This window comes from Hymenobacter radiodurans (genome assembly GCF_004355185.1).
GTDB lineage: Bacteria > Bacteroidota > Bacteroidia > Cytophagales > Hymenobacteraceae > Hymenobacter > Hymenobacter radiodurans.
This window is the reverse complement of record NZ_CP037922.1, coordinates 2367316-2391170: the sequence shown is the minus strand read 5'-3', so window position 1 is coordinate 2391170 and position 23855 is coordinate 2367316. Positions and strand designations below refer to the sequence as shown.

Below are 23855 nucleotides of genomic sequence, written 5' to 3'. Positions count from 1 at the left end.
TTACTTCTGGCTACTGAGGGCGCCAGATAAAGCACAGCCCCGTAGCGCCCCCGTACAGGGTCGGCGTCAGGGTCATGCCTTTTGGCAGGCGCGGCTGCCGACCCCAGCGGTTGCGGTGGGTGAGATAGGCAAGGTGGGCGGAGAGAATGCCGAAGCCAGCCCCGGCCACCACGTCGCTCTGCCAGTGCTTGGTGTTTATCATGCGCAGCGCCCCCACGCCCGTGGCAATGGTATACGCCCCAATGCCGTACCACTGACTTTTATCGCGAAACTCCGTGTGCACGATGCTGGCGGCCAGGAAGGCCTGAGCCGTGTGGCCGGAAGGAAACGATTCGTTGTCAGATCCATCGGGGCGGGGCCGGCGGGTAATGTACTTTAGGGCGTAAACAGAAGTAAGCATAATCGCCTCTGCTTTGCCAATGACCAGCAGCGTATTTATTCGGTCGCTGCGCGACTCTACGCCGGCCAGCGCCACAAGGCCCAGCTCCGCGTAGGGGGCCAATAGGAGATAATCATCGAGGGAAGTGCGGTAAGTGGGAAACAGCTTGTGAATGTCACGGTTGGCCTGCTCGTTGGTATAAAAACCGCCACCCTTATGAGTGTAAAAACCGTAGCCAATCATCACGGCTGGCACAAGGGTGGCGCGCACCAGCTTGCCCTGATACCAGGGTTTCTTGATGGCCGAAGCCTGGGCGGGCGTTTCGTACTTACGGAGAGTATCGGCGGCGGCGGGCGGCGTAATCTGGGCCTGCACCGGAGCTGCCGTGCCCAGCGCCAACAGCAGCCCAACGGTGCGAACGCGCCAGGAATGAGCAAGGGTAAAAGTAGATACCATACGTGCGGCTAGCTACCTACGGGCGCAGGAAGTTCTCTAAAAAGGAAACAAGGTGGCCGGTTACCTATCGGCCTATGCTGCCAATACTCACTTTTCAGAGTCACAGTTGTAATCAAGCGCATACCTCGCCCTGATTCATTCCTTGTTAGTGCAGCAAGGCAATTATCCAGAGTTATATCTGCGGATATATTATTTAAAGATATTTTATTACTATTATACGTCTATATAAGGTAAAGACGCAGAGGGGATATTACTGCTACCATTCTGTCTTTCCTGTCTGGGTAGAGTTTCAGCATACCTAAGCTTACTGCATATGAAACTGATGTCAGGTCTTTACGCAATGGGCGTGGCTGCGCTGCTGGCCACTGGGGGGCTTTTTGGATGCAGCAATTCCTCTGCTAGTCAGGCGGCGGCGGCACAGCTGGACGTGCCCGTGCACTTTGCCTTCCATACGGCAGAAGCTCCCGCGGCCAAGAAGCCCAAGCCGGGTCGCAAGCCCAAAACCAAAGCTGATTATGACAATGCCATTGCATCGGTCAAAAAATACAGAGAAAAGCACCCGTCCGGTGGCCTGCACAATGGCTATATCAGTAAGCAGCTGGTGAAAGACCTGCTGGCCAACGGCAAATGCGAGGGCCTGCGCATGTACCTCGCCGACAGCGCGGGGCAGGAAAGAATGGTGGTGATAGGGGTGGATAAGGATGGCGCTGACTTAGTCAATCCGATCAATCTGGAGGAGCAATCGGGGCTGAGAACCCAGGGTAAATACCTGTTCGGGATAAGCGAAGACAAATGCCCCGAGAACTGCGTAGGAGCCGCCTTATATGAATAAGTAGCCTAGCAGCGCATGCTCAGCGGAGGCTTTATTTCAGCCATCATTGTTTCACTTTTTACCAAAACCTAGTGTGTATGGAAATCTTTACAAAACTGCGTTGGGTTGGCTGCTTCTGGCTTGCAAGTACTGGGGGGCTTTTTAGTTGCGACAGCGGGCAGAAAAAAGAGCCTTCGGCTTCTCAGCAGCCAGCAGTTCTTAGCCAGACGGATACAACTCGTGAAGAAGAGACTGGCCTAGACCCTAAACTGTCCAAGCCGCCTTTTGAGCCAGGAGCGGGTGTAATACCAAGCAATGAGACGGAATACAAGGCTGCCCTTGCTGCTATAGATGAATATGAAAGAGTCAATCCGAAGGCAGTAGTTACCAGTAACTACTTCAGTCGCACGACTATAAACAAGATCATGCAGGACACAGAAAACTGCGCTGGCATCCGCATCTACCGTACGTATGGAAATAACAAGAAAGACTTTGGAATCTTGATTACAGCTGTTGATAGCACCGGGAAAGAAGTAAAAAAATCCGTCCAGCTAAAAGATGGGTTTAAAGTCGACTACTTGATTGGTACCAGTGAGGAGAGATGTCCCGATAATTGCGGCCATTTCGATCAGAATTAAGGAGCGCGAATGGATGCTTGGGTTGTCGTTCATGTGATGAATCGGATACTGGAGGCGGCACCGATCGTGCCGTTTGCCAGTGCCTGTTTGCGGCGGCAGCACATTCCGTATCGCTTCCGGTTGGTATTTTACTACGTGGCCGCCAAAGTGGTGCTGTTTCCCATGGATACGATCAGCCGCATTTCCATTCGCAACAACATTTACCTTTTTCACCTGTCCACGGTGCTGATGGTAGTGCTGCTGGCGGGCACCTATCAGCGTCTACTACCCGCCGGGCGGGTGCAGCAGATCATCCGCCTCTGCATTGGGGTGTTCCTGGTTGTGGCTCTGCTGGATGCCACTTTCTTCAATGGTCTACTTACGGATGTAAACAGCTACGCCCAAGCCCTAGGCTGCACCATTCTGGTGACGCTCGCCATTATTCATGTGGTGTATCTGACCCGCAGCTCGCCTTTTGAGCTGGAAAAGCAGCCGGAGTTTTTTTTCAGCGTCGGTATCCTGGTGTACTGCTCGTGCTCCGTAGTGACGTATGGGGCCATCAATGTCATCTACAGCGCTGATTACGACGTGGCCACCACTATTCGTCTGGATACGCTTCTCAGTAGTCCTGATACGTTTTTAGCTGCTGTGCAAATGGGCTTATTTGCCTGGATGTTCCGCTTCTTTCCTATTAGCGTGCCCGCGCGCCGGGCCCTGCCGCGGTGGCTGCACTACAGTAGCTGGGAGCAGCGGCCATATCGAATGCTAGGGCAGCCGCTAACGGCTTTCCGGTCAGCTGTCTCGTATCCGCAGCCCTCCCCGGCGGCTCAGCCCTAGGAATACCGATGGGGCTGCCCCTCGAAATAGAGTGGGGGGCTTTTTTGCCCTCTAAGTTGCGTATATTGGTTTGCTGGTTACGTCTTTACCTTTCTCAGCTCCGCTGGCTTGTGCCATGCCCGACGTCCTGATTCCCTTTCTGCTCGTTGGCCCCATCCTGCTGCTGCTGGCCCTGGGCATCGTGACCATCCTGATTCGGGAGCAGCGGCGGCGCCTGGTGCAGGAGCAGGAAAAGCAGCTGCTGCTGGCCCAGCAGAATGAGCAGCTGGAGCAGCAGGTGGCGGCGCGTACCTCGGAGATAATTGCCCAGCGCAACGACCTGGAACAGGCCCTGGCCGACCTGCGAACCACCCAAAGCCAGCTGGTGCAGCGGGAGAAAATGGCGAGCCTAGGGGAGCTCACCGCTGGCATTGCCCACGAGATGCAGAACCCGCTGAATTTCGTCACCAACTTCTCCGACCTCAGCGTTGATTTGGTAGCCGAATTGGAGGAGGAGCTCGCCAAAGAACAGCTCTCGGAGAAAGGCCAGCACACTATTCAGCAGCTCTTGCAGGAACTGATTCAGAACCAAAGCCGCATTCATCAGCACGGCCACCGGGCCGACCGCATTGTGAAAAGCATGCTGGAGCACTCCCGGGCCAACAGCACCCAGCGGCAGGCGACCAACATCAACACCTTGGTGGAGGAAAGCCTACGCCTGGCGTATCATGGTTGGCGGGCGAAAAACAAGGATTCCAACGCCACGCTCCTCACCGAACTCGACCCCAGCCTGAAGCCCGTATTAGTGCTGCCCCAGGACCTGAGCCGGGTGTTTCTGAACCTGCTGACCAATGCTTTCTACGCCGTAGCGGAAAAGAGCCGGCAAGCGCCCCCTGGCTATTGCCCGGAGGTATGCGTGCAAACCCGACAAGTGGGCAATACGGTGCAAGTGCGGGTGCGCGACAACGGGAACGGGATTCCGGCAGCGGTGCGCGAGAAAATATATCAGCCCTTTTTCACTACCAAACCCACGGGGGAGGGCACGGGGCTGGGCCTCTCGCTCAGCTACGATATTATCACTAAAGGCCACGGTGGTACCCTTTCCGTGGACAGCAAGGAGGGAGAATACACGGAGTTTACCATTTCCCTGCCGCTCGACCCCAAAAAGCGCTTGGCGTAGCTCAAGTATTATTTTGCGATTTATTTAAATTAATCCGATATTATCAACTAGTGCCCCTTTGTCTATAGAACAGCAAAAGGGCACCGAATTAGATTCCGTTCTTCGGTGTCGGTGCAAGCCTTGAGCTCGTGACTGGCGTTTTCTGTATTTGTCCGGCAGCGGCTTCTGACCAGCTGGCCGCCGGAACCTATATCGGTAGTGAACATCTGGCTTTTGCTGGCGGCAATGTTGCTTGATCACCTGATTCCTTCTCGCTTTCGCACCAAGCGCTATGCGCAGCAAGTGGTCGCGGCGCCCGTGGACGAGGCGGCCACTGCGTCGGCCAACTATAACGTGTTCTATGCCCTGTCGCAGCGCTGGGTGCGTCGCACGATCGTGCAGACGTTGCTGCTGCTGGCGGGCGTTTTTTCGGCGGCGCTGGGCTTGAAAGGCTTTCTGTTGCCCAACGAATTCATTGACGGCGGCGTGACGGGTATTTCGCTGCTGGTAAGGCACCTGACCGGCATGTCCCTGTCGGTGCTGATTCTGGTTATCAATATCCCTTTATAATCCTGGGCTACTATCAGCTGGGGCGGAAGTTCGCGCTTAAAACCCTGCTAACGATTATGGCCCTGTCCGGGGCGCTGCTGATTGTTTCCTTTCCCAGCGTCACGGATGATAAGCTGCTGATTGCGGTGTTTGGCGGATTTTTTCTCGGGGCGGGCATTGGCTTGGCCATGCGGGGCGGCGGCGTGCTCGATGGCACTGAAATTCTGGCCCTTTACCTCAGCCGCAAGCTGCCTCTCTCCATTGGTGATATTGTGCTGATTATCAATATTATCATCTTTGGCGTGGCGGCGTGGCTGCTGTCCATTGAAACCGCTCTATACTCCATTCTGGCCTACTTGTCGGCGGCCAAAACCGTGGACTTTATCCTGGTAGGAATTGAGGAATACACCGGCCTGACGATTATTTCCTTCCATAGCACCGAAATCCGGCAGATGATAACCGATAAGCTGCGCCGGGGTGCTACCGTGTTTGAAGTTACCCAGGGCTACGGCTCGCACGGGCATCAGCACCTGAAGGTAGAAGCCATTTTTACGGTCGTTACCCGTCTTGAGGTCGTGGGCCTCACCGATGAGATTCATAAAATCGATCCGAACGCTTTTGTGGTCATGCAAAGCATCAGCGACACCAAGGGCGGATTGGTCAAGAAGCGCGCCTTGCACTAAGCGGCCGCGGCCCTCTGATAGGCCGGCAGTGTCCGTTGGGGGGCTTTTTAACGGAAGAATTTGAATGGAAAAGCTAACCCGGTATCTGGGGATACGGCCCGGCGAGACGAAGACGGTTGGGTTGTTTTTTGCGCACAATTTCCTGCTGGGCATCGGCACCATTCTGGTGTACGTGACGGCCAACGTGCTGCTGTTGGAAGAGCATCCGGAGCGCAATCTGCCCCTGGCGTATTGTGTGGGGGCGCTAGCTATGATGGCCGTAGGGAAGCTGTACGCGCACTTTGAACACCACTGGCTGTTGCAGAAGCTGGCCGTCCGGGCCTTGCTGGTGGCTGTGGTGCTCACACTGGTGCTGGCGCTGCTGCTCCTGCTGGGGCCGTCCGTTACAACGGCGGTAGCCATCATGACGGGCTACCGCCTCATTTATCTGCTGACCAACCTGGAGTTCTGGGGGATGTCGGCCGTGGTCTTTAACGTGCGGCAGGGGCGGCGGCTGTTCAGCATCATCAGCGCCGGCGATATGCCCGCCAAAGCCGTCGGGGCTGTGTTGGCCGTAGTTGTGCACGCCTATAATGAGCTCTACGTGCTCTTGTTGACCGCCTGCGGGGCTTATATACTGGCCTCCTGGATTCAGCGGGCTACGTTTCAATCGCGGGTAGTGGAGGCGCGGCCGGGGGCGCCGAGGGTAGCGCGGCCAGTGCAGTCGGCGCTGGTACGCCAGGTATTTGGGGCCAGCCCCCTGATTCATGCCATGGGCCTGAGTTTGACCGCCATTGCCGCGGTAGCGGTGGGTGTGGAGTATATATTCTTTGTGAATGTGAAGTATAAGCTCCAGGATCAGACCACGATTCTACAGTACGTGGGGGGCGTTTTGGCCCTTACGTACCTGCTGGCTATGCTCTTTAAGCTGCTCTTCACGCGCCACGGCATCGACCGCCTGGGCGTGCGCTGGACACTGGCCTTGCTGCCGATGACGGCCCTGGCGGGTGTTCTACTGTTTGGGGCTTTGGAGCTGGCTGCTGTCGGTCCTGCCATGTTGCTGGTGTATTTTGGCGGGCTTTATCTGACGCTGGAAGTGCTGCGCCGGGCCTTGTTCGAACCAGTGTTCCTAGTTCTCTTCCAACCCCTCACGCCGCTGGAGCGCCTGGAAGGGCACACCTTAGCCAAAGGCTTCTATGAGCCGTTGGGGTTGGGGGTGGGGGGCTTATTGCTACTGGGCCTGCACGACTCGCCAGCGCTGAACCAGTGGGTGCCGTTTGTGTGGATGGGGCTGCTACTGCTGGGCGCTGTTTTTCTGTTGCAGCGTACCTACTGGAAATACCTCGATGAGCTGAAAGACGCGCTGGGCTTACGGTTTGAGGCCAACCCAGAGCCAAATTTGCCCCCCAGTGCACCCTCGGCGGCGGATACGGAAGAAGCCGACAATAGTGTAGAGGAAGCCTTGCTGGCCATTGAGGATCTACTCAAAGCCGGATCCGGCACCTTGGTACAACACGCCTCGGCCTTGCTTTCGCATACCGATAGTCGGGTGCGTACGCGTGTGCTAAGTCTGGTGGGCCATCAGGCCGATGCGAGCCTACTGCGGCGCCTGGCGCTCGACGACCCCGATCCGAAGCTGCGCGAAACCGCCAGTACCCTGGCCGGTGGCCACCCCGAGGCCAATGACTTACTGCATCATCCGGATACCGTGGTGCGGAGGGGAGCTCTGCGGGGCCGGCTGGCACAAGCTCCCGACGACGTGCAGGCCAGGCAAAGCCTCAGCAGTATCCTGGCTTCTTCCGATACCAACTCCCGCATCATGGCCTTGGGACTCATCCGTTTTTTGACTCCCGAGCAACAAAGCGAACTGTTGATAACCTGCCTGCATAGCCCGGCGCCGGAGGTAGTGCAGGCCGCCGTAACCGCCGCCGCGGAGGCGACCAATCCGACCCTAACCGATGAGCTGCTGCGCTTGCTGCGCAACAAGACGGTAAGACATTCAGTGGCCGACAGCCTCGTAGGACTAGGAGCCGCGGCCTTGCCCCAGATCAAGGAAGTATTGACGAAGGAATCAGATGGGCACTACCTGCATTTGCTGGCGCAGGTGTGTGCCCGGCTGGCTACCACGGAAGCCCGGCAAGTGTTGGTGGAGGTAGCGCAGACCTCCAATCTGCACGCGCGCGCCGCCGCATTACGGGCCCTGAGCAGTTATCCCACGGTACCGGCCGATGCGCCCATGTTTCAGCGGCTGGTGGAGAAAGAAATGCGCCTGGCCCAGCAAGTCCTGCATGGTATGAGCAGTGCCAACGCGGAGCTACGCTCGGCCTTACGCTACGAGCTCAAGAAAGGACAACAGCGCTTATTCTGGCTGCTGATGCAAATTTATGAGCGCCAGCATATTCTGGACGCGCAGCGCGGCGTAGCCCACTCGGCGGGCGAACGGCAGGCCAATGCGCTGGAAATTTTGGACAACTTAATTCCCCGGCCGCTTTATCAGGGCCTGCAAGCGTTGCTCGATACCGGACGGTTGCGGGATAAGGTACAAACCTTCGATAGTTTATTAGGCCCCCTGAGTTCCGCCGAGCCTATTCAAACCTCCATCGTGCGGCGCGGGTCTGCCTCTTTTTCAGCCTGGACGATTAGCGTGGCGCTGCTGCAGTGGCATTCAAGTCCGCAAACGGTACTGTATTTACACCCGCACCTGCTGTCAGCCAATGTTCTGATTCAGGAGAGTGCCATGGCCGTACTCCGGCAGCTGCCCCAGCAGCGTCCCGCCGCTTTCGATCAACTGATTTCTGTGTATCCAGATTCCCATCAACTGCTTATGAACACGCCGCACGCTTCCGCTTCCTCGGTTTCGGCGCGGGAGCGCGTACTATTGTTGAAAGGCACCGCACTCTTCGCCGAAACGCCCGAGAACGTTCTGGGTACCATTGTGCCGATTATGAAGGAAGTCTCTTTTCAGGCTGATCAGGAGATTTTTGTCAAAGGAACCCTGGGCAACTCCCTGTTTATTGTAAGCGAGGGGGAGGTGGGAATTTTCGATGGGCCGCTTCAACTGACGACTTTCCGAAAGGGTGATTTCTTTGGCGAGTTAGCCTTGCTGGACGCTGAAGCCCGCTCAGCCACGGCCGTTGCGCAGAGTCCCGTCGTGGCCTTTCGCATCGATCAGGAGGACTTCTACGATGTGATGGAAGAGTGCTCCGAAGTCGCCCGCAATATTATGCGCATCCTCTGCCAACGTCTGCGGCTCCAGAATGAGAAGATGCTGCCCGGCGTGGCTGCTTAGGCCTGTAGCGGCGAGGTGCTGGTCTTCTGTTGCCAGTTGATAAATAGCGTTAAACCCTCTGCCAGGGAGGTCCGGGGGGCGTACCCCAGCAACTCTTGGGCTTTACGGATGTCGGCGTAGGTCACATCCACGTCGCCGGCCTGCATGGGCTGGAAGGCTAGCTGGGGGGCAATTCCTACGGCCTCACCGACTGCCTGAATCAACTCTAGCAGTGGTATCGGGTGGCTGTTGCCCAGATTGATAGTATTGAAGCCGATGGGCTGGGATACTAAATACGCTACGCCCCGCGCGATGCCGTCCACGGTATCGCCCACGAAGGTGTAGTCGCGGGCCGTGGTGCCGTCGCCAAACACCGGGATGGGCTCACCTGCCCGCAGCAGGCGCACAAATTTATGAATAGCCAGATCGGGGCGTTGGCGGGGGCCAAATACCGTAAAGAAACGGGCATTCAGCACGCTCAGGCCATAGAGGTGGTGGTAGGTATAGGTCAGCTGCTCACCGGCCAGCTTTGAGGCAGCATACGGCGAGATGCAGGCTTGCAGCAGGTCCTGATCTTCCCGGAAGGGCCGTTGGGGAGAGTTGCCGTAGACGGAGGACGACGAGGCAAAAAATAATTTTCCGACGCCTTGCAGCCGCATCCATTCCAGCAGGTGGGTAGTGCCCAGGACATTATTTTCCAGATAGGCCGCTGGTTCACGCACCGATGGCCCCACGCCGGCTTTGGCCGCCAGGTGCACCACTATGTCGATTGGTGTATCGGCCAAGGCATGGGTCAGGGCTTCGGTGCCGGCGCGCAGGTCCAACTCGAGAAAGTGAAAGTCGGAGTGCTGAAAAAAGCCCCCCATATTGTCCTGCTTTAGGCGGCGGTCATAAAAGGGGTCGAAGTTATCGAGGCCGACAACTTGGTAGCCATCAGCTAACAGCCGTTCACAAAGGTGGGACCCAATAAAGCCGGCGCAACCCGTAACCAGAACCGAAGGCATAAGCAAAGAGGTAAAAAAGCAGGAAAGCAGGGCTAAAGGTAGAATGAATTATGCAGTTCAGACTAGCTAGGAAGCCAGCATAAACTGCGAACTTGCGAGCTATGCGTCTATCAAACCGAGCCCACCGGATAGGAGGGAGTATACTGCTTTTGGCTGGCATATTGGGTGCCAGCCGCTTGATCTGGGAAGCCAATGCCTCCGTGCCCGGCCCCATTTCGAACCGTCATGGTGGTCATATTCAGGTAATTGGTCACGCTGGCTCCGGCTTTTTTACTCCGCTCAATCCTTTCAATCCCTTGCCCCCCAGCAGCCTGGCAGGCGTGGAGAAGGCTCTTGCTCAGGGAGCTGATGGTGTGGAGATTGATGTGCAGTTAAGTCAGGATAGCATACCAATGCTATACCATGATCCTACGCTTACTTCCATGACTACTGGCAGCGGCTGCGTCAGTCAAAAGCCCGCGGCGGCCTTGGTGAAGCTCCCGTATCGGGGTGGGTGGGGCTACGATCTATTTCAAAGCGAGCGACTAATAACATTCGAAACCCTGTTAGCACGCGTAGCGCGCTATCCACGGTATCCGTATCTACATCTCGACCTGCACGAGCATGATGTCTGTGGCGGCGAGTATACCCGCTCACCCGCTTTGGTTCGAGCCCTCGCGGCTTCGATTCGCCGTTATAAAGTACCCCCGGAGCGTTTGCTCATTCTTACAACCTATCAACCCACGCTGCGCCAACTCAAGCAGGAACTCCCGCAGGTTCCGCTGGGCCTGGAAGTTACGAAAGGCGAAAACCTCAGCGACGGATTGGCTGCCGCCAGGGCCATCGGGGTGCAGGCCATCGTCATTCCCAAAGCGATGGCAACGCCTGAGCAGGTGGCGCAGGTGCAGGCAGCGGGCTTCGATGCCGTGCTGTTTGGTGGGCGTTCGGCCGGCTCCATACGGCGTTTAGTAGCCGCCCACCCCGATGCCATTGAGGTGGATAACGTTCCTCAACTGCTGCGCACGCTCCAACGATAGGGTGCGCAGCAGTTGAGTACACGTAGTTAAGGATTGGTCGTCGGCACGGAGTCGGGAGACGATGGAAGGGCGGTGGGGGGCATTTCTGAGCGAGGCGTCATGCGCTCGCTTTCCAATAATTTTTGGAGGCTGTCATTCTGGCTTTTAAGCCGGTCGTTCTCCCGTTGTAATGCCTGAGTGCTGTCTGAAGGGGTAGAAGTCGAGGTTTGTTGTGGCTCGCAGGCAACTAGTAAAGTCAAGCTCAAAAACGAAAAGAGTAGGCGGAATTTGAAAATCGTCATCAGGAGGGAAAATGAAAAGCAGAAAATTATTAATTAACATAATTAATATATAGAGTGTTTGACAGCCAATTATGTATGACTGCCAATAGGGCAGAAGTAGCCAAGATTACCCAGCTAACTGCTTCCTAATCTTTTCCAATAATATCCGGACGATTTCCACATCATCGAGATCTTGAATGCTAAACTGTGTATCCATGCCCGGTCCGGTGATATGGATGGAATATGAGGTTCCCGTAGCTCGAGTAACTGCTGGCGTCTGAGGAGGTCCATTGACTGTCCGTGACAACGTACTATGGCTGGTGATGGTCGGCTTAGGATCTACGCGGCCAGCCGCACTTGCTACACTAGCTGCCCCTGGCTCATTCTCAAAGGCGAATGGTGTAGGTTCGATCGGGCTGGGGGGCATTTGTTCTGTCTCTTCCTCTAGATCGTCAGTATCTAGTCCAAACAGCGCGGACACGACATCCTTTGATGACCCTTTTGGTACAAGAGTCCCCTTGGAGTTAATACTATCAGGAGATTGAGATGTAGGTGTGTCTGTTGTTCTGGTTGAAGTGAATGTCTCTGCAGCGACTGATGTATCGCTAGTAGCTGCCGCAGGCCCACGGAATAAGTTCATCGGCATGTCGGTGCTGGCCAGTTCACGGCGCGGAGGTTGTTGGGCGGCCAACTGGTCAATATCCGCTACCACATTTCGTTCATCCAATACGCCAACCATCCGAGCCCCTTCCACAAAAGCCTTTGCTACATTCTGGGCATTAATCTCTTCAACGCCGAATTCTCTGATTAGCATTACATCAAGCATATGAACGGGCAGTTCTCGACTCCGAAACTTTCGGCAGATCTGCGTGAACAACGGTGGATGTAAAAACGCCTCCCGATGAAATACTTTCTCCTCTTGTTTATCATAGGCGTGCTTAATGCGCCGAAACAAGTTAGTAGTAGTGAGCAACTCCCGCTTACTGGTTATGAGCCCAAACTTGACAGCGGATCCTATAATAGCCTTAAAAGACCCACTTACTTTTCTGTTAAGCTTTCGTGCGCATGTATCAATAGCACACTTACCACCAGTGTCATCGACTACTTCAGCTACTTCCCAAGCACTCAGATAGCTAGTGCGAGGATAATCAATGGTCTTGGGCATATAAAATGATGGTATAAATAGTGAGAGTACAAGTATAAACAATATAAGTATATAACAGTAGTATAAAGTATAAAAAAGTAAAAACCATTTACTGCTTTTTTATACTATTTTATACTTGTATGAGTTATTTACAAACGCTTATTTAATTTTTCTACTATAACCCACTTTTGAATAATACCATCTCAATATAAGGTCTAGGCGGCGGGTGGAAGCGATAAGTAGGGGGGATATAGTAGCTTTAGAAGCTGTATAATCGGTTTACTGGCGTGTGGTGACATTATTTCCCTATAACTTCGAACTACTTGCCAAGGGCCCTAAAACTAATTGAATCTGCAGGGTTCTCTTAAATCATTGTAAAGTCTATATATAATAACTATTCTGTCAACCGCAATCTTATCTAGGTCAAAGTCTAATTTATCACACAGAATATCTTAAGATGCTTCAGTTACTTACCGAGGCCTAGAGGGTTCTTATTGCTGCGCAGGATCTGCTTTGATCTACTGATGCACACACTATATCAAGCTCGCTCGTTGTATTGATCCATTATGAAGCATCGACTGCGAGTATTACTCACATAAGTTATTGGATAAGGCTCCAGCAAGCGTATGCTCTGGGTTGACATTCCGAAGTCTATATGCCTCGACAAATCATATCGTAAATCGTTATGAGAGCATGGATCTGGGCCCCAAACCATCATTATAGTTTTGTCTTATAATTTATATTATGTTAAGTAGTGTTTTCAAAAAGCAGCCCGGGCACTAATCTGATACCCAGGCTGCTAAATTTTACTCCCCCATCGCTGGCGGCCTGTGTGATTTATTTCTTCAGTGTCTCAAGCTTCGCATTCATTTTCTCAGCATCAGCATTACGACCTAAGCGAACGTATACTTTCTGCAGAGATGAAATGGTAGCACGATCATCGGGCTGCAGTTGCAAAGCCTTTTCAAAATGTGGTAACGCCTGCTCAAAGTATTTTTTGCCATCGGCTTCCAGCTTCTTACCCGATTTCTGGTAGCTCGCCATGTCCATCTTGCTGGCCTTCGTAAAGTTCTCAGCAGCCTTATTATAGTTGTAAACGCCCATATTAAATTGAGCATCGAAGTTGTCAGGATTCACCTCAACTGCCTTGCGATATGCGGCTAACGCTTGCTCAGGCTGTTTATTCTGGTCCAGAATCGAGCCTTTCACGGCGTACAGGTTCGAGTTCGTTGGATCAGCGGCAATAGCGCGGTCGATTTTGTCAAGGGCTTCTTTACCACGGCCGGCAGCCAGGTACATGTTTAGCTCTTCCAGCATGAATGCCTTGTTGTTCGGATATGCCTGCAATGCCTGCTGAACCACTTTCATAGCCTCAGCATCATTCTTCTCCTCGCGAGCAATTTGCAACAGGCGGCCATACATCTGTGGCGACTTGTAGTTCATCGCCTGCAGCTTAGCATAGGTACTCTTTGCCGTAGCAAAGTCCTGCTTAGCTTCGGCCGCATATGCTGCATAGAGGTACGCGGTTGTGTCTTGAGGACGAATCTGCTGAGCCATCTGGTACGACTTAATGGCTTCGTCGAAGTTTTTACCATTATAGCTTTCCACGCCGGCATTGAGGGCCAATCCGTACAGGTTATCCATTTTGGCAACAGCTTGCTTACCGAATTCTCCATCCTTGCCGTCCAACTCAATTGCCTTCTGATAGGATTCGAAGGCAACTTTGGCCCCCTCACCTGGTGCTAAGGCTTTACCATAGATCGGGCTGGCAGCCATGCCGTCGTACACTTCACCCCGCGTAAACCAAGTTTTAGCCTTGGTAGAGGTCTTCGGATTTTGAACAGCCTTATCGATTTCGGTACGAGCCTTATCAAGGGTACCCTGACGTTGGAAGAGAATGGCGTTGGTAACGGCCGAGTTCTGAGCCGATGCAGTGTGGAGTGTCGCTGCAGCAACCAGGGTCAAAAGAATCTTCTTCATAAAGATGAAACTCAGGAATTAGGGTGAAAGAAAGGAATTGCTGGCCAAACGCGGAAAATATGTGCTTGGTTCAGCGAAAGGTTGTAAGTAAGGTGGTTGAAAAACAAAAATGGCTGAAAAAAGACAGTAACGACAGAAAAACCATCATTACTATCAATTTTCAGCCATTAAAATATGCTTAGTTATCGCTAAGCTGCTCAGGATCAGTTAATGTAGCCAAATCAGCAGAGGCATCTACGTTAAGCGGTTGTACCTCGCCATCTTCGCCAACACCATTCAGAATCTCTTCTTTCTCCTCCGCTGCTACTTTAGCAACAGATGATATTTCATCACCAGCGCTGATTTTGAGCAGGCGTACGCCCTGCGTGGCCCGACCAATTATCCGTAGATCGGCCACCCGCAAGCGAATAATGATACCTGACTTGTTGATAATCATCAAATCGTCGGTATCATTCACATCCTTGATAGCTACGAGTGCACCAGTTTTATCCGTCACCTTCATGGCCTGAACACCCTTACCACCGCGGTTGGTGATGCGGTATTCTTCCAACTCAGAACGCTTGCCGTAGCCGTTTTCGGACACAACCAACAGTTCCTGAGATGGATCGGATACGCACACCATACCAACGACCCGGTCATTCGCATTAGCCAACGTGATACCGCGTACGCCGGCAGCGTTGCGGCCCATCGACCGCACTTTACCTTCAGGGAAACGAACAGCTCTACCGGAACGCAACGCAACAACAATTTCGCTGCTGCCAGTGGTCAGCTGCACATCCAGCAAACGGTCACCTTCATTAATGGTGATGGCGTTGATACCAGCCGTGCGAGGACGCGAATAAGCTTCCAATGGAGTCTTCTTCACGGTTCCTTGCTCAGTGCAGAACATCAGGAAGGTATTCTCCAGATAATCCGGGTCGCGCAGACCGCGGACGTTCAGCACGGAGCGCACCGAATCTTCGCGGGGAATCTCAATCAGGTTCTGAATGGGACGCCCTTTGGCGTTCTTCCCTCCTTCTGGCACTTCGTATACTTTCAGCCAGAATACACGACCCAGCTCTGTAAAGAACAAGAGGTATTCGTGGGTAGTAGCTACGAACAGATTAGATGTAAAGTCGTCTTGCTTAGAGGCCGCGCCGCGGGAGCCAACGCCACCCCGACCCTGTGCCCGATACTCGTCAAGGGCAGTACGCTTAATGTAGCCTTCGTTGGAGATAGTGATTACCATGCTTTCGTCGGCAATCATATCTTCCATGCTGAAGTCGCCACCGGCATACTCAATCGTGGTCCGGCGCTTATCGCCGTAACGCTCGCGAATGTCAAGCAGCTCGTCTTTGATGATTTGACGCTGCAACTCATCCGACGCCAATACCGCCTTCAGGTGGTCGATGAGTTTCATCAGCTCATCATATTCCTGAACAATTTTGTCGCGCTCCAGGCCTGTAAGGCGCTGCAGACGCATATCCAGAATAGCACGGGCTTGTATTTCGCTCAGTTTAAAGCGTTCGATGAGTTGAGCCCGAGCTACTTCGCCGTCGCGGGATCCACGAATCAGTGCGATTACCTCATCCAGATGATCAAGAGCGATAAGTAAGCCTTCGAGGATGTGGGCGCGCTTCTGTGCTTCGGCCAACTCATAGCGAGTGCGACGTACTACTACATCAGCACGGTGCTCAACAAAGTAATGAATCAGTTCTTTCAGATTCAGCGTCATGGGGCGGCCTTTAACCAGGCACACGTTATTGACACCGAAGCTGCTCTGTAGCTGGGTATAGCGGTACAGGTTGTTGAGCACCACATTGGGCATGGCATCGCGCTTCAGATCATACACGATGCGCAGACCGTCGCGGTCCGACTCATCCCGTAGATCCGAAATGCCTTCGATACGCTTCTCGTTGATTAGAGCAGCCGTTTTCTCAATCATCGACGCCTTATTCACCATATAGGGAATCTCGGTAACGATGATCTGCTCCTTGCCGCTGGGCAGAGTTTCGAAGTGAGCTTTAGCCCGCATTACCACCCGGCCCCGGCCAGTTTCGAAGGCTTGCTTTACGCCTTCGTAGCCGTAAATAATGCCCCCCGTCGGGAAGTCAGGCGCTGTCACGTGCTCCATCAGCTCCGCAATGGTAATCTCGGAGTTGTCGAGGTAGGCAATAATGCCGCTAACCACTTCCGTCAGGTTGTGGGGCGCCATGTTGGTGGCCATACCCACGGCAATACCCGTTGTGCCGTTTACCAGCAGGTTCGGGAACTTGGCTGGCATTACCGAAGGCTCTTCCAGAGAGTCATCAAAGTTGGGCTGGAAGTCAACCGTTTCTTTGTCCAAGTCACCCAAAAGCTCATCCGCCAGACGCTTCAACCTAGCCTCCGTGTAACGCATAGCCGCCGGCGAGTCGCCGTCGATGCTACCGAAGTTACCCTGCCCGTCAACCAGCGGATACCGCAGGCTCCATTCCTGGGCCATGCGCACCATGGTATCATATACTGAGGAGTCGCCGTGCGGGTGGTATTTACCCAGCACTTCGCCCACGATACGAGCACTTTTCTTGTAGGATTTATTATAGGATACGCCCAGTTCGCTCATGCCATAAAGCACGCGCCGGTGCACGGGTTTCAAACCGTCGCGCACATCTGGCAGAGCGCGGGATACAATAACCGACATCGAATAGTCGATGTAAGCCCGCGCATCTCATCTTCAATGTTAATCGGAATGATCTTTTCGCCTTCCGCCATAGAGAAATCTAAGTAAGCCGAAAAAAAGCCCCCTGGGGGCAATTTCGGCACCAGTGAATGAGTACTTTGTGAAGCCCGCAAGTTACGAAAAAAGGGCCGTTTTGCCTAATTGCAGCCTATTTCAGCGGTTTGCTTTTATCCGCTTTCCGGCGCTTGCTGTTGCCCTCGTTGTGGACCTTGATTTTCTCGCCAATAGCGGGGTTTTGCTTCTTAAAAAAAGGCTGCCCCCGAAACTTGGTACCATCGTGGAAATGCTGCTTACGGGTATGACACGAGACAATCGGACAGGTTCGACACGAGGCCACGGCGACCAACAGGAACATGGCCACTACTAACCGAACATAGAGAAAACGTAGATTCATGCCCTAAAAGTAGCCATCTGCAGCGAGTTACATAATCCCTTATTTACGGTTCAGCTTGCATCTGGTGAAAATTATCACCCTACCGGCGCACTCGCCTTCACGTCCTCCCCTTCCCATTCGCGCAGAAACTGAGCGAGAAACGCCTCCATAAACTGATGCCGCTGCTCGGCTATTACACGCGCCGCTGGGGTATGAAGCCGATCCTGCAAGTGTAGCAGCTTCTCATAAAAGTGATTGATCGTGGGAGCAGTATTCTGCTTGTAGCTCTCGAACGAGTCGTGGGCGATGGGCGCAACGGCTGGGTCGTGGAGCGGCCGCCCTTTGTGGCCACCGTAGGCGAAGGCTCGTGCTACGCCAATAGCGCCGATAGCATCCAGGCGGTCGGCGTCCTGCACCAATTCCCCCTCCGGCGTACTCATGGGGGTAGGCACCCCTACTCCTTTGAAGGAAATTTCCCGAATAATGGCCTCCACACGCTCAATTACGGCCTCCACCACGCCCAGGCTGCTTAGCCAAGCGCGCGCCGCTCGTGGCCCAGCTTCCTCATCACCGGCATGAAACTTCCAATCACCGACGTCGTGCAGTAAGGCACCCAGTTCCGTGACGAATGGATCGGCAGCCGGGGTTTGGGCGGCAAGGGCCTGGCTGGTATGCCACACCCGCTTAATATGAGCCCAATCATGACCGGAGCCTTCATTCAGGAACTTGGCTTCAATATAGTCCGCGGTGCGAGCAACAACCTCTTTAGTATCCAATTGCTGTAGTTAGTCAAAGGTTAACAACAGAAATGCTGTTGCCTGCAAAGTTAATGTCCTGGCTCAACAACCCCCAAGGCCTTGAGTTGGGGGCATATTTTGCGTAAATCGCTCGTAAGTCTTCCCCATGCTTTTTGCCATCTACCCCTATGCTCACATTGCTGGTATGAAAACGGTGCAAGTGATTGATATGGGGCGAGACTACTGGCAAATGGCCAGCCAGCAGGAACCGGACATATAAGTCCAGATCTTCCGCCATAGGTAACTCCCCATCGTAACCTCCTACCTGATCAAACAGGCTGCGGCTGTAGCATACGTTGCCCTGAATAAAATGCTCGGCTCGAAAAATGGCCCCCAGCATATCTACTGGCGACTCAAAGCGCCAGGCGTAATAATCTTCGTTGGGTAGGTAGCGGCCATCCTGATCAATGCGCAGGAAATCGGCGACAAACCAGGGGGCGTCGGGGTGGCGCTCCACCAAGTCGGCATAGTGGTAGAGCGTGCGCTGGAGCAGAATATCGTCATCATCGAGAGGCACCAGCCAGGCATCGGGGGCGTTTCGCGAATAATACGGTTGCGCGCCTCCCCTGCTTTCAAAGGCTCCGGATGGCTCCACGTGCGCAGATTAGGGGTGTCGGCCGCGGCCTGATGCAGCCACTCATCGGTGCCATCGGTAGAGCCGTTGTCGTAGATTAGATGATCAAATGAGAAGTCGAGTGGGGCGCTGATGCTGGCCCGTACGCTAGCCACCGCTTCGGGCAGATACTGGCGGCGGTTGTGGCTGGGAGTAATAACGGAAAAGTGCATGGCTCTCTATTCTGTTTTTTGCCCTAAAAAGTTGCCAGCAACGCTGTAAAACGTCAACTTTCTGCTGACGCCTGGCGTTCAGCAACGGTAACCTACTGCTTCCTCTCTGTCCTCCTGCTTTTATGCCCAAATTCGTCGTTAGCTTGCGGCTACCCGCGTTGTTCACCCAAGAGTTCATGGCGCTTATCCCCTCCCATTGGGCGCTTATTCAGCAGCTCATTGAGGAACACGTTATTGAAACGTATGCTATCAGCGCTGATCGAACTCGTGGTTGGATTACCATCAACGCGGACGATGCGGCGGCAGTACAAGCCGTGGTCGAGCGGTTTCCCCTGTATTCGTTTCTCACAGAAGTTGAAATTGACGAACTTTTTATTTTTGATTCAGCTAAATCGCGTTTCCCTCGCCTCAGTCTGAATTAACTTGTTCAGCAGGATAGTTCGTTACCAAAATTACGTGATATACCCATTTGTATTACCCATTTGCAAAAGCCATTAGCGCTTCGTTATGTCTCTATCTCATCGGCTACAAGTGCCTGCTGCCTGTTTGTTAGCCGCTACCCTAATTTTACGGCCGGGTGCGGCACCAGCGGCGGCCCCCACGGAAGGCATGACCACCGAGCAGCTTGTATTGCGGTTGCGAGCAGCTATTGATAATTTGAAGACGCTGCGCTGCACCGTGCACGCCCAGGAACGCTTGGGGGCCAAATACACCCAGGCTAACTCCACCATGAAATTGGGGTATGCTCCCCTACGGATATTCCTGCGCAATAAGAAAGGGGTAGAAGTGCTCTGGGTAACGGGCCAGAACGACGGCGACGCGTGGGTGTATCCCAATAGCTTTCCGTACGTCACGCTGAGCCTTGATCCTAATGGCACGCTCATGCGCCGCAGTCAGCACCATAGTGTACTGGATGCAGGCTACGGCATGATAGCCGATATTCTGCGCGGCTCAGCCCAGCGCCCGGATCGTTCCTACGAACGGTCGTTTCGTTACGCCGGCGACACGGTGGTGGCGGGCCGCCCCTGTTACCAGCTCCGCTCCGACTTTCCCAAGTTTCGCTACGTGAGCTATACCGCCGGCAAGGGCGAAACGGTAGCCCAAGTGGCCGACAGATTTGGCTGTGGTGAATACCGAATTATGGAGCAAAACGGGGTTGCCGCCGACGCGCCCATTCCGACGGGCAAGGTGCTGCATGTACCCAATAGCTACGGCTCGCGTACCCTGATTTGCGTTGACAAAAAGCTGTATTTGCCGCTCTTAATCCGCGCGGAAGATGACAAAGGGCTGTTCGAGGAGTTTAAGTTTTTGGATGTAGTGGCCAATCAGCCCATTCCAACTCTGGAGTTCACCAAAGATTTTAAAGATTATAACCTGTAATCCTGCGTTAACTGAACTCATCCCAACATTCAGCGCACATAAAAAAGCCCCCGGACGTAATATGAGGGGCTTTTTTTCAGCCAAATCCTTTTGCTGCCGATTTTACCGCCGCATGGCTTTCTCGATTTCGTCCCACATGGGGGCCGGAATCAGCTCCAGCTTGTTGAACTCGCCAGCCCCATTTAGCCACTCGCCGCCGTCGATGGTAACAACTTCGCCGTTCATATACGCCGAGAAATCGGATACGAGATAAGCGGCCAGGTTAGCCAGTTCCTGATGGTCGCCTACACGCTTGAGCGGCACGGAAGCGGCCGGATCGAGCTTTTTGGCGAGCGGCTCGGGGAACAAGCGGCTCCAGGCACCTTCCGTGGGGAACGGGCCGGGGGCAATGGCGTTGGAGCGAATACCGTATTTGGCCCACTCCACGGCCAAAGAGCGCGTCATGGCCAGCACACCGGCTTTGGCGGCCGCCGAGGGCACCACGTAGGCCGAACCTACAGAGGCGTAGGTAGTCACAATATTCAGAATGGTGCCGGGCTTTTTGTCAGCTATCCAGCGTTTGCCGAAGGCGAGGGTACAATTGTAAGAGCCGCGCAGCACAATATCTACAATTACGTCAAAGGCTTTGTGGCTGAGGCGCTCCGTAGGCGAGATAAAGTTGCCGGCGGCGTTGTTCAGCAGCACGTCTACGCCCCCAAACTCGTCGATGGTGCGCTGTAGCATATTTTCCACCTCATCGTACTTGCGTACGTCGCACTGCACGGCCAACACCTTGCCGCCAGTTTGCTGACGCAGTTCCGCGGCGGTTTTTTCCAGCACGTCCAGCTTGCGGCTACTGATGGTGACATTGGCCCCCAGCTGAAGAAAATACGTGGTCATGGCACGGCCCAGGCCGGTGCCACCACCAGTCACGACAATGGTTTTGCCTTGCAGGGCGTTGTCACGAAGCATGGGTTGGGTGTAGGGAGCAGACATAGATAGAGTTGGTGGGGTCTTAGAGGAGAAAAAATACAGAAAGCTGTCACAAGCTACGCCCGTGGCTCAAATAAACCAGTTATTCGCGTAATGGTCCCTTCGGCCACAATCCTAGCCCCCTCACAGCAATAGAACGAAGTGCCTGGCCGCGCCATTTTCTGGTGAATGCTACTCCTTAATTTGGAGTTTATACCATACATCCGGGCATAGAGCCACTCATTTACTGGCAGCCATTCATCCCGAAATGAAGCGCCAGTGACTGGGTCATAAAAGTCGGGGTACAACATAAAGTGGTGTTTAGCATACTCGCCCTGGGCGTAGCGAAAGTCCCACCGAATACCATTGTAGGCGGGTACCGTACGGCCACCTTCTTCGGGAGTCAGAATACGAATTCGGGCTTCTAATTCATCGGGCAGGTGATCGTAGAGTCGATGGCCAGCGAGCATAGAAATGATAGAAGGAGGCCATAATGTATTCGATTTCTGAATTTCAAGCAGCCAACTTGCCCCGGAAGGATTTTTTGCCACCTTTGAACCGCACATGGTTAATACATCTCAAAGTCCTCGTCCGACGGTGGCCGTGCTGGGTTGCGGCTGGCTGGGGTTACCCTTGGCTAAGGCCCTCGTGGCCGAAGGCTATACGGTAGCCGGCACCACCACCACCCCCACCCGCGTACTCACGCTGCGCGACGCAGGCATTCGGCCGTATTTACTGAGTTTGGGGGGCAAATTCACGGCCACCGACCGCGACACTCTCCACACCTTACTCAGCGGCGCTGATGTATTGGTGCTCAACGTGCCTCCGCGCCGGAGCGCTACCGCCAGCAGCTACTCCAACCTGCTTCAGCCCGTAGCAGAAGCTGCCCAGGAATGCGGGGTTGGCCATGTGTTGTTCGTCAGCTCAACCAGCGTATACCCCGACGAGCCCCGCGCCATGCGCGAAAACGATGCCCACGCCTCCTCCGAGGCTGCCTCCGATATCCTTCGGGCCGAAGAGCTTTTTGCTCCCCAGCCCCATAATACGGTGGTGCGACTGGCGGGCTTGTTTGGCCCGCAACGCCCGCCAGGCCGATTTCTGGCCGGCCGGCACGATGTGGCGCAGGCCAATGCCCCCGTCAACCTGATTCACCTCACCGATTGCGTGGGGTTGCTCACGGCTATTATCCGGCAGCAAGCCTGGGGCTTTACCTTCAATGCTTGCGCCATCTCCCACCCCATGCGTGGCGATTTCTATCCGAAAGCTGCGCAGCAGTTGGGTTTGCAGCCGCCCGATTTCCGCATGGATGACGCGTTGGGGGGCAAAATTATTGATAGCACCTTGATTCGGCAGACCCTGGGGTATCAATTCAAACACGACGATATAGAGGTGGCGCTGGCCGCCTGCTAGCTTCACTCCTATCCGCGCTGAGAGATTTAAGCAGGCGAGGTTCGTACCTTTGGAGTGTGCAAACTCCTTCACATTCTAACACCGTAGCCGTACTGGGCGGTGGCGCGGCGGGCTTTTTCGGGGCCATTGCCTGCGCCGAAGCCAACCCTCGCCTAACGGTTTATCTCATCGAAAAAACGGGTAAGCTGCTGAGCAAAGTGCGCATCTCCGGTGGCGGGCGCTGCAACGTAACCCACGCCTGCGAGTCGCCGACCCAGCTGGCGCAACACTATCCGCGCGGGGGCAAGCAGCTCAAGGAAGCTTTTCGGGAATTTGATGCCCGCGCTACTATTGCCTGGTTTGAGGCGCGCGGCGTGGCGCTCAAAACGGAGGCCGACGGCCGCATGTTTCCCACCACCGACTCTTCCGAAACTATTGCCCAGTGCCTGCTCGACGCAGCGCAGCGGGCCGGTGTGAGCATCTTGCAGCAAACCAACGCCGATGAAATTGCCCCCCAGCCCGGTGGCGGCTTCCGGTTGCGGCTTACGGGCACGCACGCTCAGGAAATGCAGGTAGCGCGCCTGCTCATTGCCACGGGTGGCGCGCCGAAGTCGGAAAGCTACCAATGGTTACGCCAGCTGGGGCACACTGTAGCCGAGCCAGTGCCGTCGCTATTCACGTTTAACGTGCCCGATTCGCCGCTGCGGGAGCTGCCGGGCGTGAGCGTGCCCAACGTGCGCGTGCGGGTAGCGGGCGAAAAACTAGAGTATGAAGGGCCGATTCTGGTAACACACTGGGGCGTGAGCGGCCCGGCGGTGCTCAAGCTTTCGGCCTGGGGGGCGCGCCGCCTCCACGAGCTCAAGTACGAAAGTACGGCGTTGGTGAGCTGGGTACCCGCGCATACGGAGGAAACCCTGCGCACGTGGCTGCACAATTTCCGCGACCAGAACGGGCGTAAAACGGTTGAAAGCAATCCCCTATTTGGGTTGCCCCAGCGTCTGTGGCGCACCCTCACCGACCAGGCCGGTATCAGTGCGGAAATGCGCTGGAGTGAGCTGCCCGCTAAGCTCCAAAACCGCCTAATTGAAAGCTTGCTGCGTACGCCATTACCTGTGCGGGGCAAAACCACCTACAAAGAGGAATTTGTAACCTGCGGGGGCATCGTGCTCAGTGAGATCAATATGCATACTATGGAGAGCCGGCGGGTGCCAGGCTTATACTTCGCAGGTGAGGTACTGGATATTGATGGTATTACTGGGGGCTTCAACTTTCAAGCTGCCTGGACTACCGGGTACCTGGCGGGCAGAGCAATGGCGACGAGTAATTCCTAACTCCCGAACCTGATGGGCATTCTCGC

The 23855-nt window shown here is 54.5% G+C and carries 21 protein-coding genes and 2 pseudogenes; 12 read left to right on the top strand and 11 right to left on the bottom strand.

Annotation, left to right across the window (positions count from 1 at the left end; all coding sequences use genetic code 11):
• Positions 1–10 precede the first annotated feature (10 nt).
• Positions 11–835, bottom strand: coding sequence for a phosphatase PAP2 family protein (locus EPD59_RS11215; protein ID WP_133272863.1), 825 nt, complete (start codon positions 833–835; stop codon positions 11–13).
• Positions 836–1148: 313 nt separating this feature from the next.
• Between EPD59_RS11215 and EPD59_RS11210 the strand changes: the two genes are divergently transcribed.
• The 7 genes and pseudogenes from EPD59_RS11210 (at position 1149) to EPD59_RS11185 (ending at position 8738) form a co-directional block, all read left to right on the top strand.
• Positions 1149–1667: a hypothetical protein gene (locus tag EPD59_RS11210; protein ID WP_133272862.1), complete on the top strand. Its 519-nt coding sequence runs from the start codon at positions 1149–1151 to the stop codon at positions 1665–1667.
• A gap of 77 nt (positions 1668–1744) precedes the next feature.
• Positions 1745–2284 (top strand): hypothetical protein, encoded by a 540-nt coding sequence (locus EPD59_RS11205; protein WP_133272861.1) that lies wholly within the window; start codon positions 1745–1747, stop codon positions 2282–2284.
• Positions 2285–2293: 9 nt separating this feature from the next.
• Positions 2294–3100 (top strand): hypothetical protein, encoded by an 807-nt coding sequence (locus EPD59_RS11200; RefSeq protein ID WP_133272860.1) that lies wholly within the window; start codon positions 2294–2296, stop codon positions 3098–3100.
• A gap of 115 nt (positions 3101–3215) precedes the next feature.
• Complete coding sequence (locus tag EPD59_RS11195; RefSeq protein WP_133272859.1) at positions 3216–4259, top strand: sensor histidine kinase; 1044 nt, start codon at positions 3216–3218, stop codon at positions 4257–4259.
• Positions 4260–4484: 225 nt separating this feature from the next.
• Positions 4485–5185: pseudogene (locus EPD59_RS24130) on the top strand (YitT family protein); the annotation flags it as partial.
• 54 nt (positions 5186–5239) lie between these two features.
• The gene (locus tag EPD59_RS24125; RefSeq protein WP_394347229.1) at positions 5240–5470 is read left to right on the top strand and encodes a YitT family protein; all 231 of its coding nucleotides are present in this window, start codon (positions 5240–5242) and stop codon (positions 5468–5470) included.
• Positions 5471–5534: 64 nt separating this feature from the next.
• Positions 5535–8738 (top strand): cyclic nucleotide-binding domain-containing protein, encoded by a 3204-nt coding sequence (locus tag EPD59_RS11185; RefSeq protein ID WP_133272858.1) that lies wholly within the window; start codon positions 5535–5537, stop codon positions 8736–8738.
• Here EPD59_RS11185 and EPD59_RS11180 read toward each other — a convergent pair.
• Entirely contained in the window at positions 8735–9721 is a 987-nt protein-coding gene (locus EPD59_RS11180; RefSeq protein WP_133272857.1) for an NAD-dependent epimerase/dehydratase family protein, read from the bottom strand. The genes EPD59_RS11185 and EPD59_RS11180 overlap by 4 nt on opposite strands.
• A 149-nt stretch (positions 9722–9870) precedes the next feature.
• Here EPD59_RS11180 and EPD59_RS11175 point away from each other — a divergent pair, with 149 nt between their 5' ends.
• The gene (locus tag EPD59_RS11175) at positions 9871–10737 is read left to right on the top strand and encodes a glycerophosphodiester phosphodiesterase (RefSeq protein WP_165963560.1); all 867 of its coding nucleotides are present in this window, start codon (positions 9871–9873) and stop codon (positions 10735–10737) included.
• A gap of 26 nt (positions 10738–10763) precedes the next feature.
• Here EPD59_RS11175 and EPD59_RS11170 read toward each other — a convergent pair whose 3' ends face one another.
• From EPD59_RS11170 to EPD59_RS11140, 7 genes and pseudogenes are all read right to left on the bottom strand, one after another.
• Positions 10764–11018, bottom strand: coding sequence for a hypothetical protein (locus tag EPD59_RS11170; RefSeq protein WP_133272855.1), 255 nt, complete (start codon positions 11016–11018; stop codon positions 10764–10766).
• 106 nt (positions 11019–11124) lie between these two features.
• Entirely contained in the window at positions 11125–12162 is a 1038-nt protein-coding gene (locus tag EPD59_RS11165) for a hypothetical protein (RefSeq protein ID WP_133272854.1), read from the bottom strand.
• Between the two features lie 816 nt (positions 12163–12978).
• Positions 12979–14121, bottom strand: a complete 1143-nt coding sequence (locus EPD59_RS11160; protein ID WP_133272853.1) for a tetratricopeptide repeat protein — start codon at positions 14119–14121, stop codon at positions 12979–12981.
• 178 nt (positions 14122–14299) lie between these two features.
• Positions 14300–16854: pseudogene (gene gyrA / locus EPD59_RS11155) on the bottom strand (DNA gyrase subunit A).
• Between the two features lie 116 nt (positions 16855–16970).
• A complete protein-coding gene (locus EPD59_RS11150; protein ID WP_133272852.1) occupies positions 16971–17216 on the bottom strand; it encodes a hypothetical protein in 246 nt (81 codons plus the stop codon).
• Between the two features lie 74 nt (positions 17217–17290).
• Positions 17291–17971: an HD domain-containing protein gene (locus EPD59_RS11145; RefSeq protein ID WP_133272851.1), complete on the bottom strand. Its 681-nt coding sequence runs from the start codon at positions 17969–17971 to the stop codon at positions 17291–17293.
• A 363-nt stretch (positions 17972–18334) separates the two neighbouring features.
• Positions 18335–18778 (bottom strand): glycosyltransferase family 2 protein, encoded by a 444-nt coding sequence (locus EPD59_RS11140; protein WP_133272850.1) that lies wholly within the window; start codon positions 18776–18778, stop codon positions 18335–18337.
• Between the two features lie 122 nt (positions 18779–18900).
• On the opposite strand from EPD59_RS11140, the gene EPD59_RS11135 reads away from it, so the two are divergent.
• The gene (locus tag EPD59_RS11135; protein WP_133272849.1) at positions 18901–19200 is read left to right on the top strand and encodes a hypothetical protein; all 300 of its coding nucleotides are present in this window, start codon (positions 18901–18903) and stop codon (positions 19198–19200) included.
• A gap of 85 nt (positions 19201–19285) precedes the next feature.
• Positions 19286–20158, top strand: a complete 873-nt coding sequence (locus tag EPD59_RS11130) for a LysM peptidoglycan-binding domain-containing protein (RefSeq protein ID WP_133272848.1) — start codon at positions 19286–19288, stop codon at positions 20156–20158.
• Between the two features lie 102 nt (positions 20159–20260).
• Here the strand turns inward: EPD59_RS11130 and EPD59_RS11125 are convergent, their stop codons facing one another.
• The gene (locus EPD59_RS11125) at positions 20261–21133 is read right to left on the bottom strand and encodes an SDR family oxidoreductase (protein WP_133272847.1); all 873 of its coding nucleotides are present in this window, start codon (positions 21131–21133) and stop codon (positions 20261–20263) included.
• 53 nt (positions 21134–21186) lie between these two features.
• Entirely contained in the window at positions 21187–21579 is a 393-nt protein-coding gene (locus EPD59_RS11120) for a hypothetical protein (protein ID WP_133272846.1), read from the bottom strand.
• 94 nt (positions 21580–21673) lie between these two features.
• On the opposite strand from EPD59_RS11120, the gene EPD59_RS11115 reads away from it, so the two are divergent.
• Both EPD59_RS11115 and EPD59_RS11110 read left to right on the top strand, forming a co-directional pair.
• Positions 21674–22519 (top strand): NAD(P)H-binding protein, encoded by an 846-nt coding sequence (locus EPD59_RS11115; protein WP_133272845.1) that lies wholly within the window; start codon positions 21674–21676, stop codon positions 22517–22519.
• Positions 22520–22575: 56 nt separating this feature from the next.
• Positions 22576–23829, top strand: coding sequence for a BaiN/RdsA family NAD(P)/FAD-dependent oxidoreductase (locus EPD59_RS11110; protein ID WP_240731359.1), 1254 nt, complete (start codon positions 22576–22578; stop codon positions 23827–23829).
• Positions 23830–23855 lie beyond the last annotated feature (26 nt).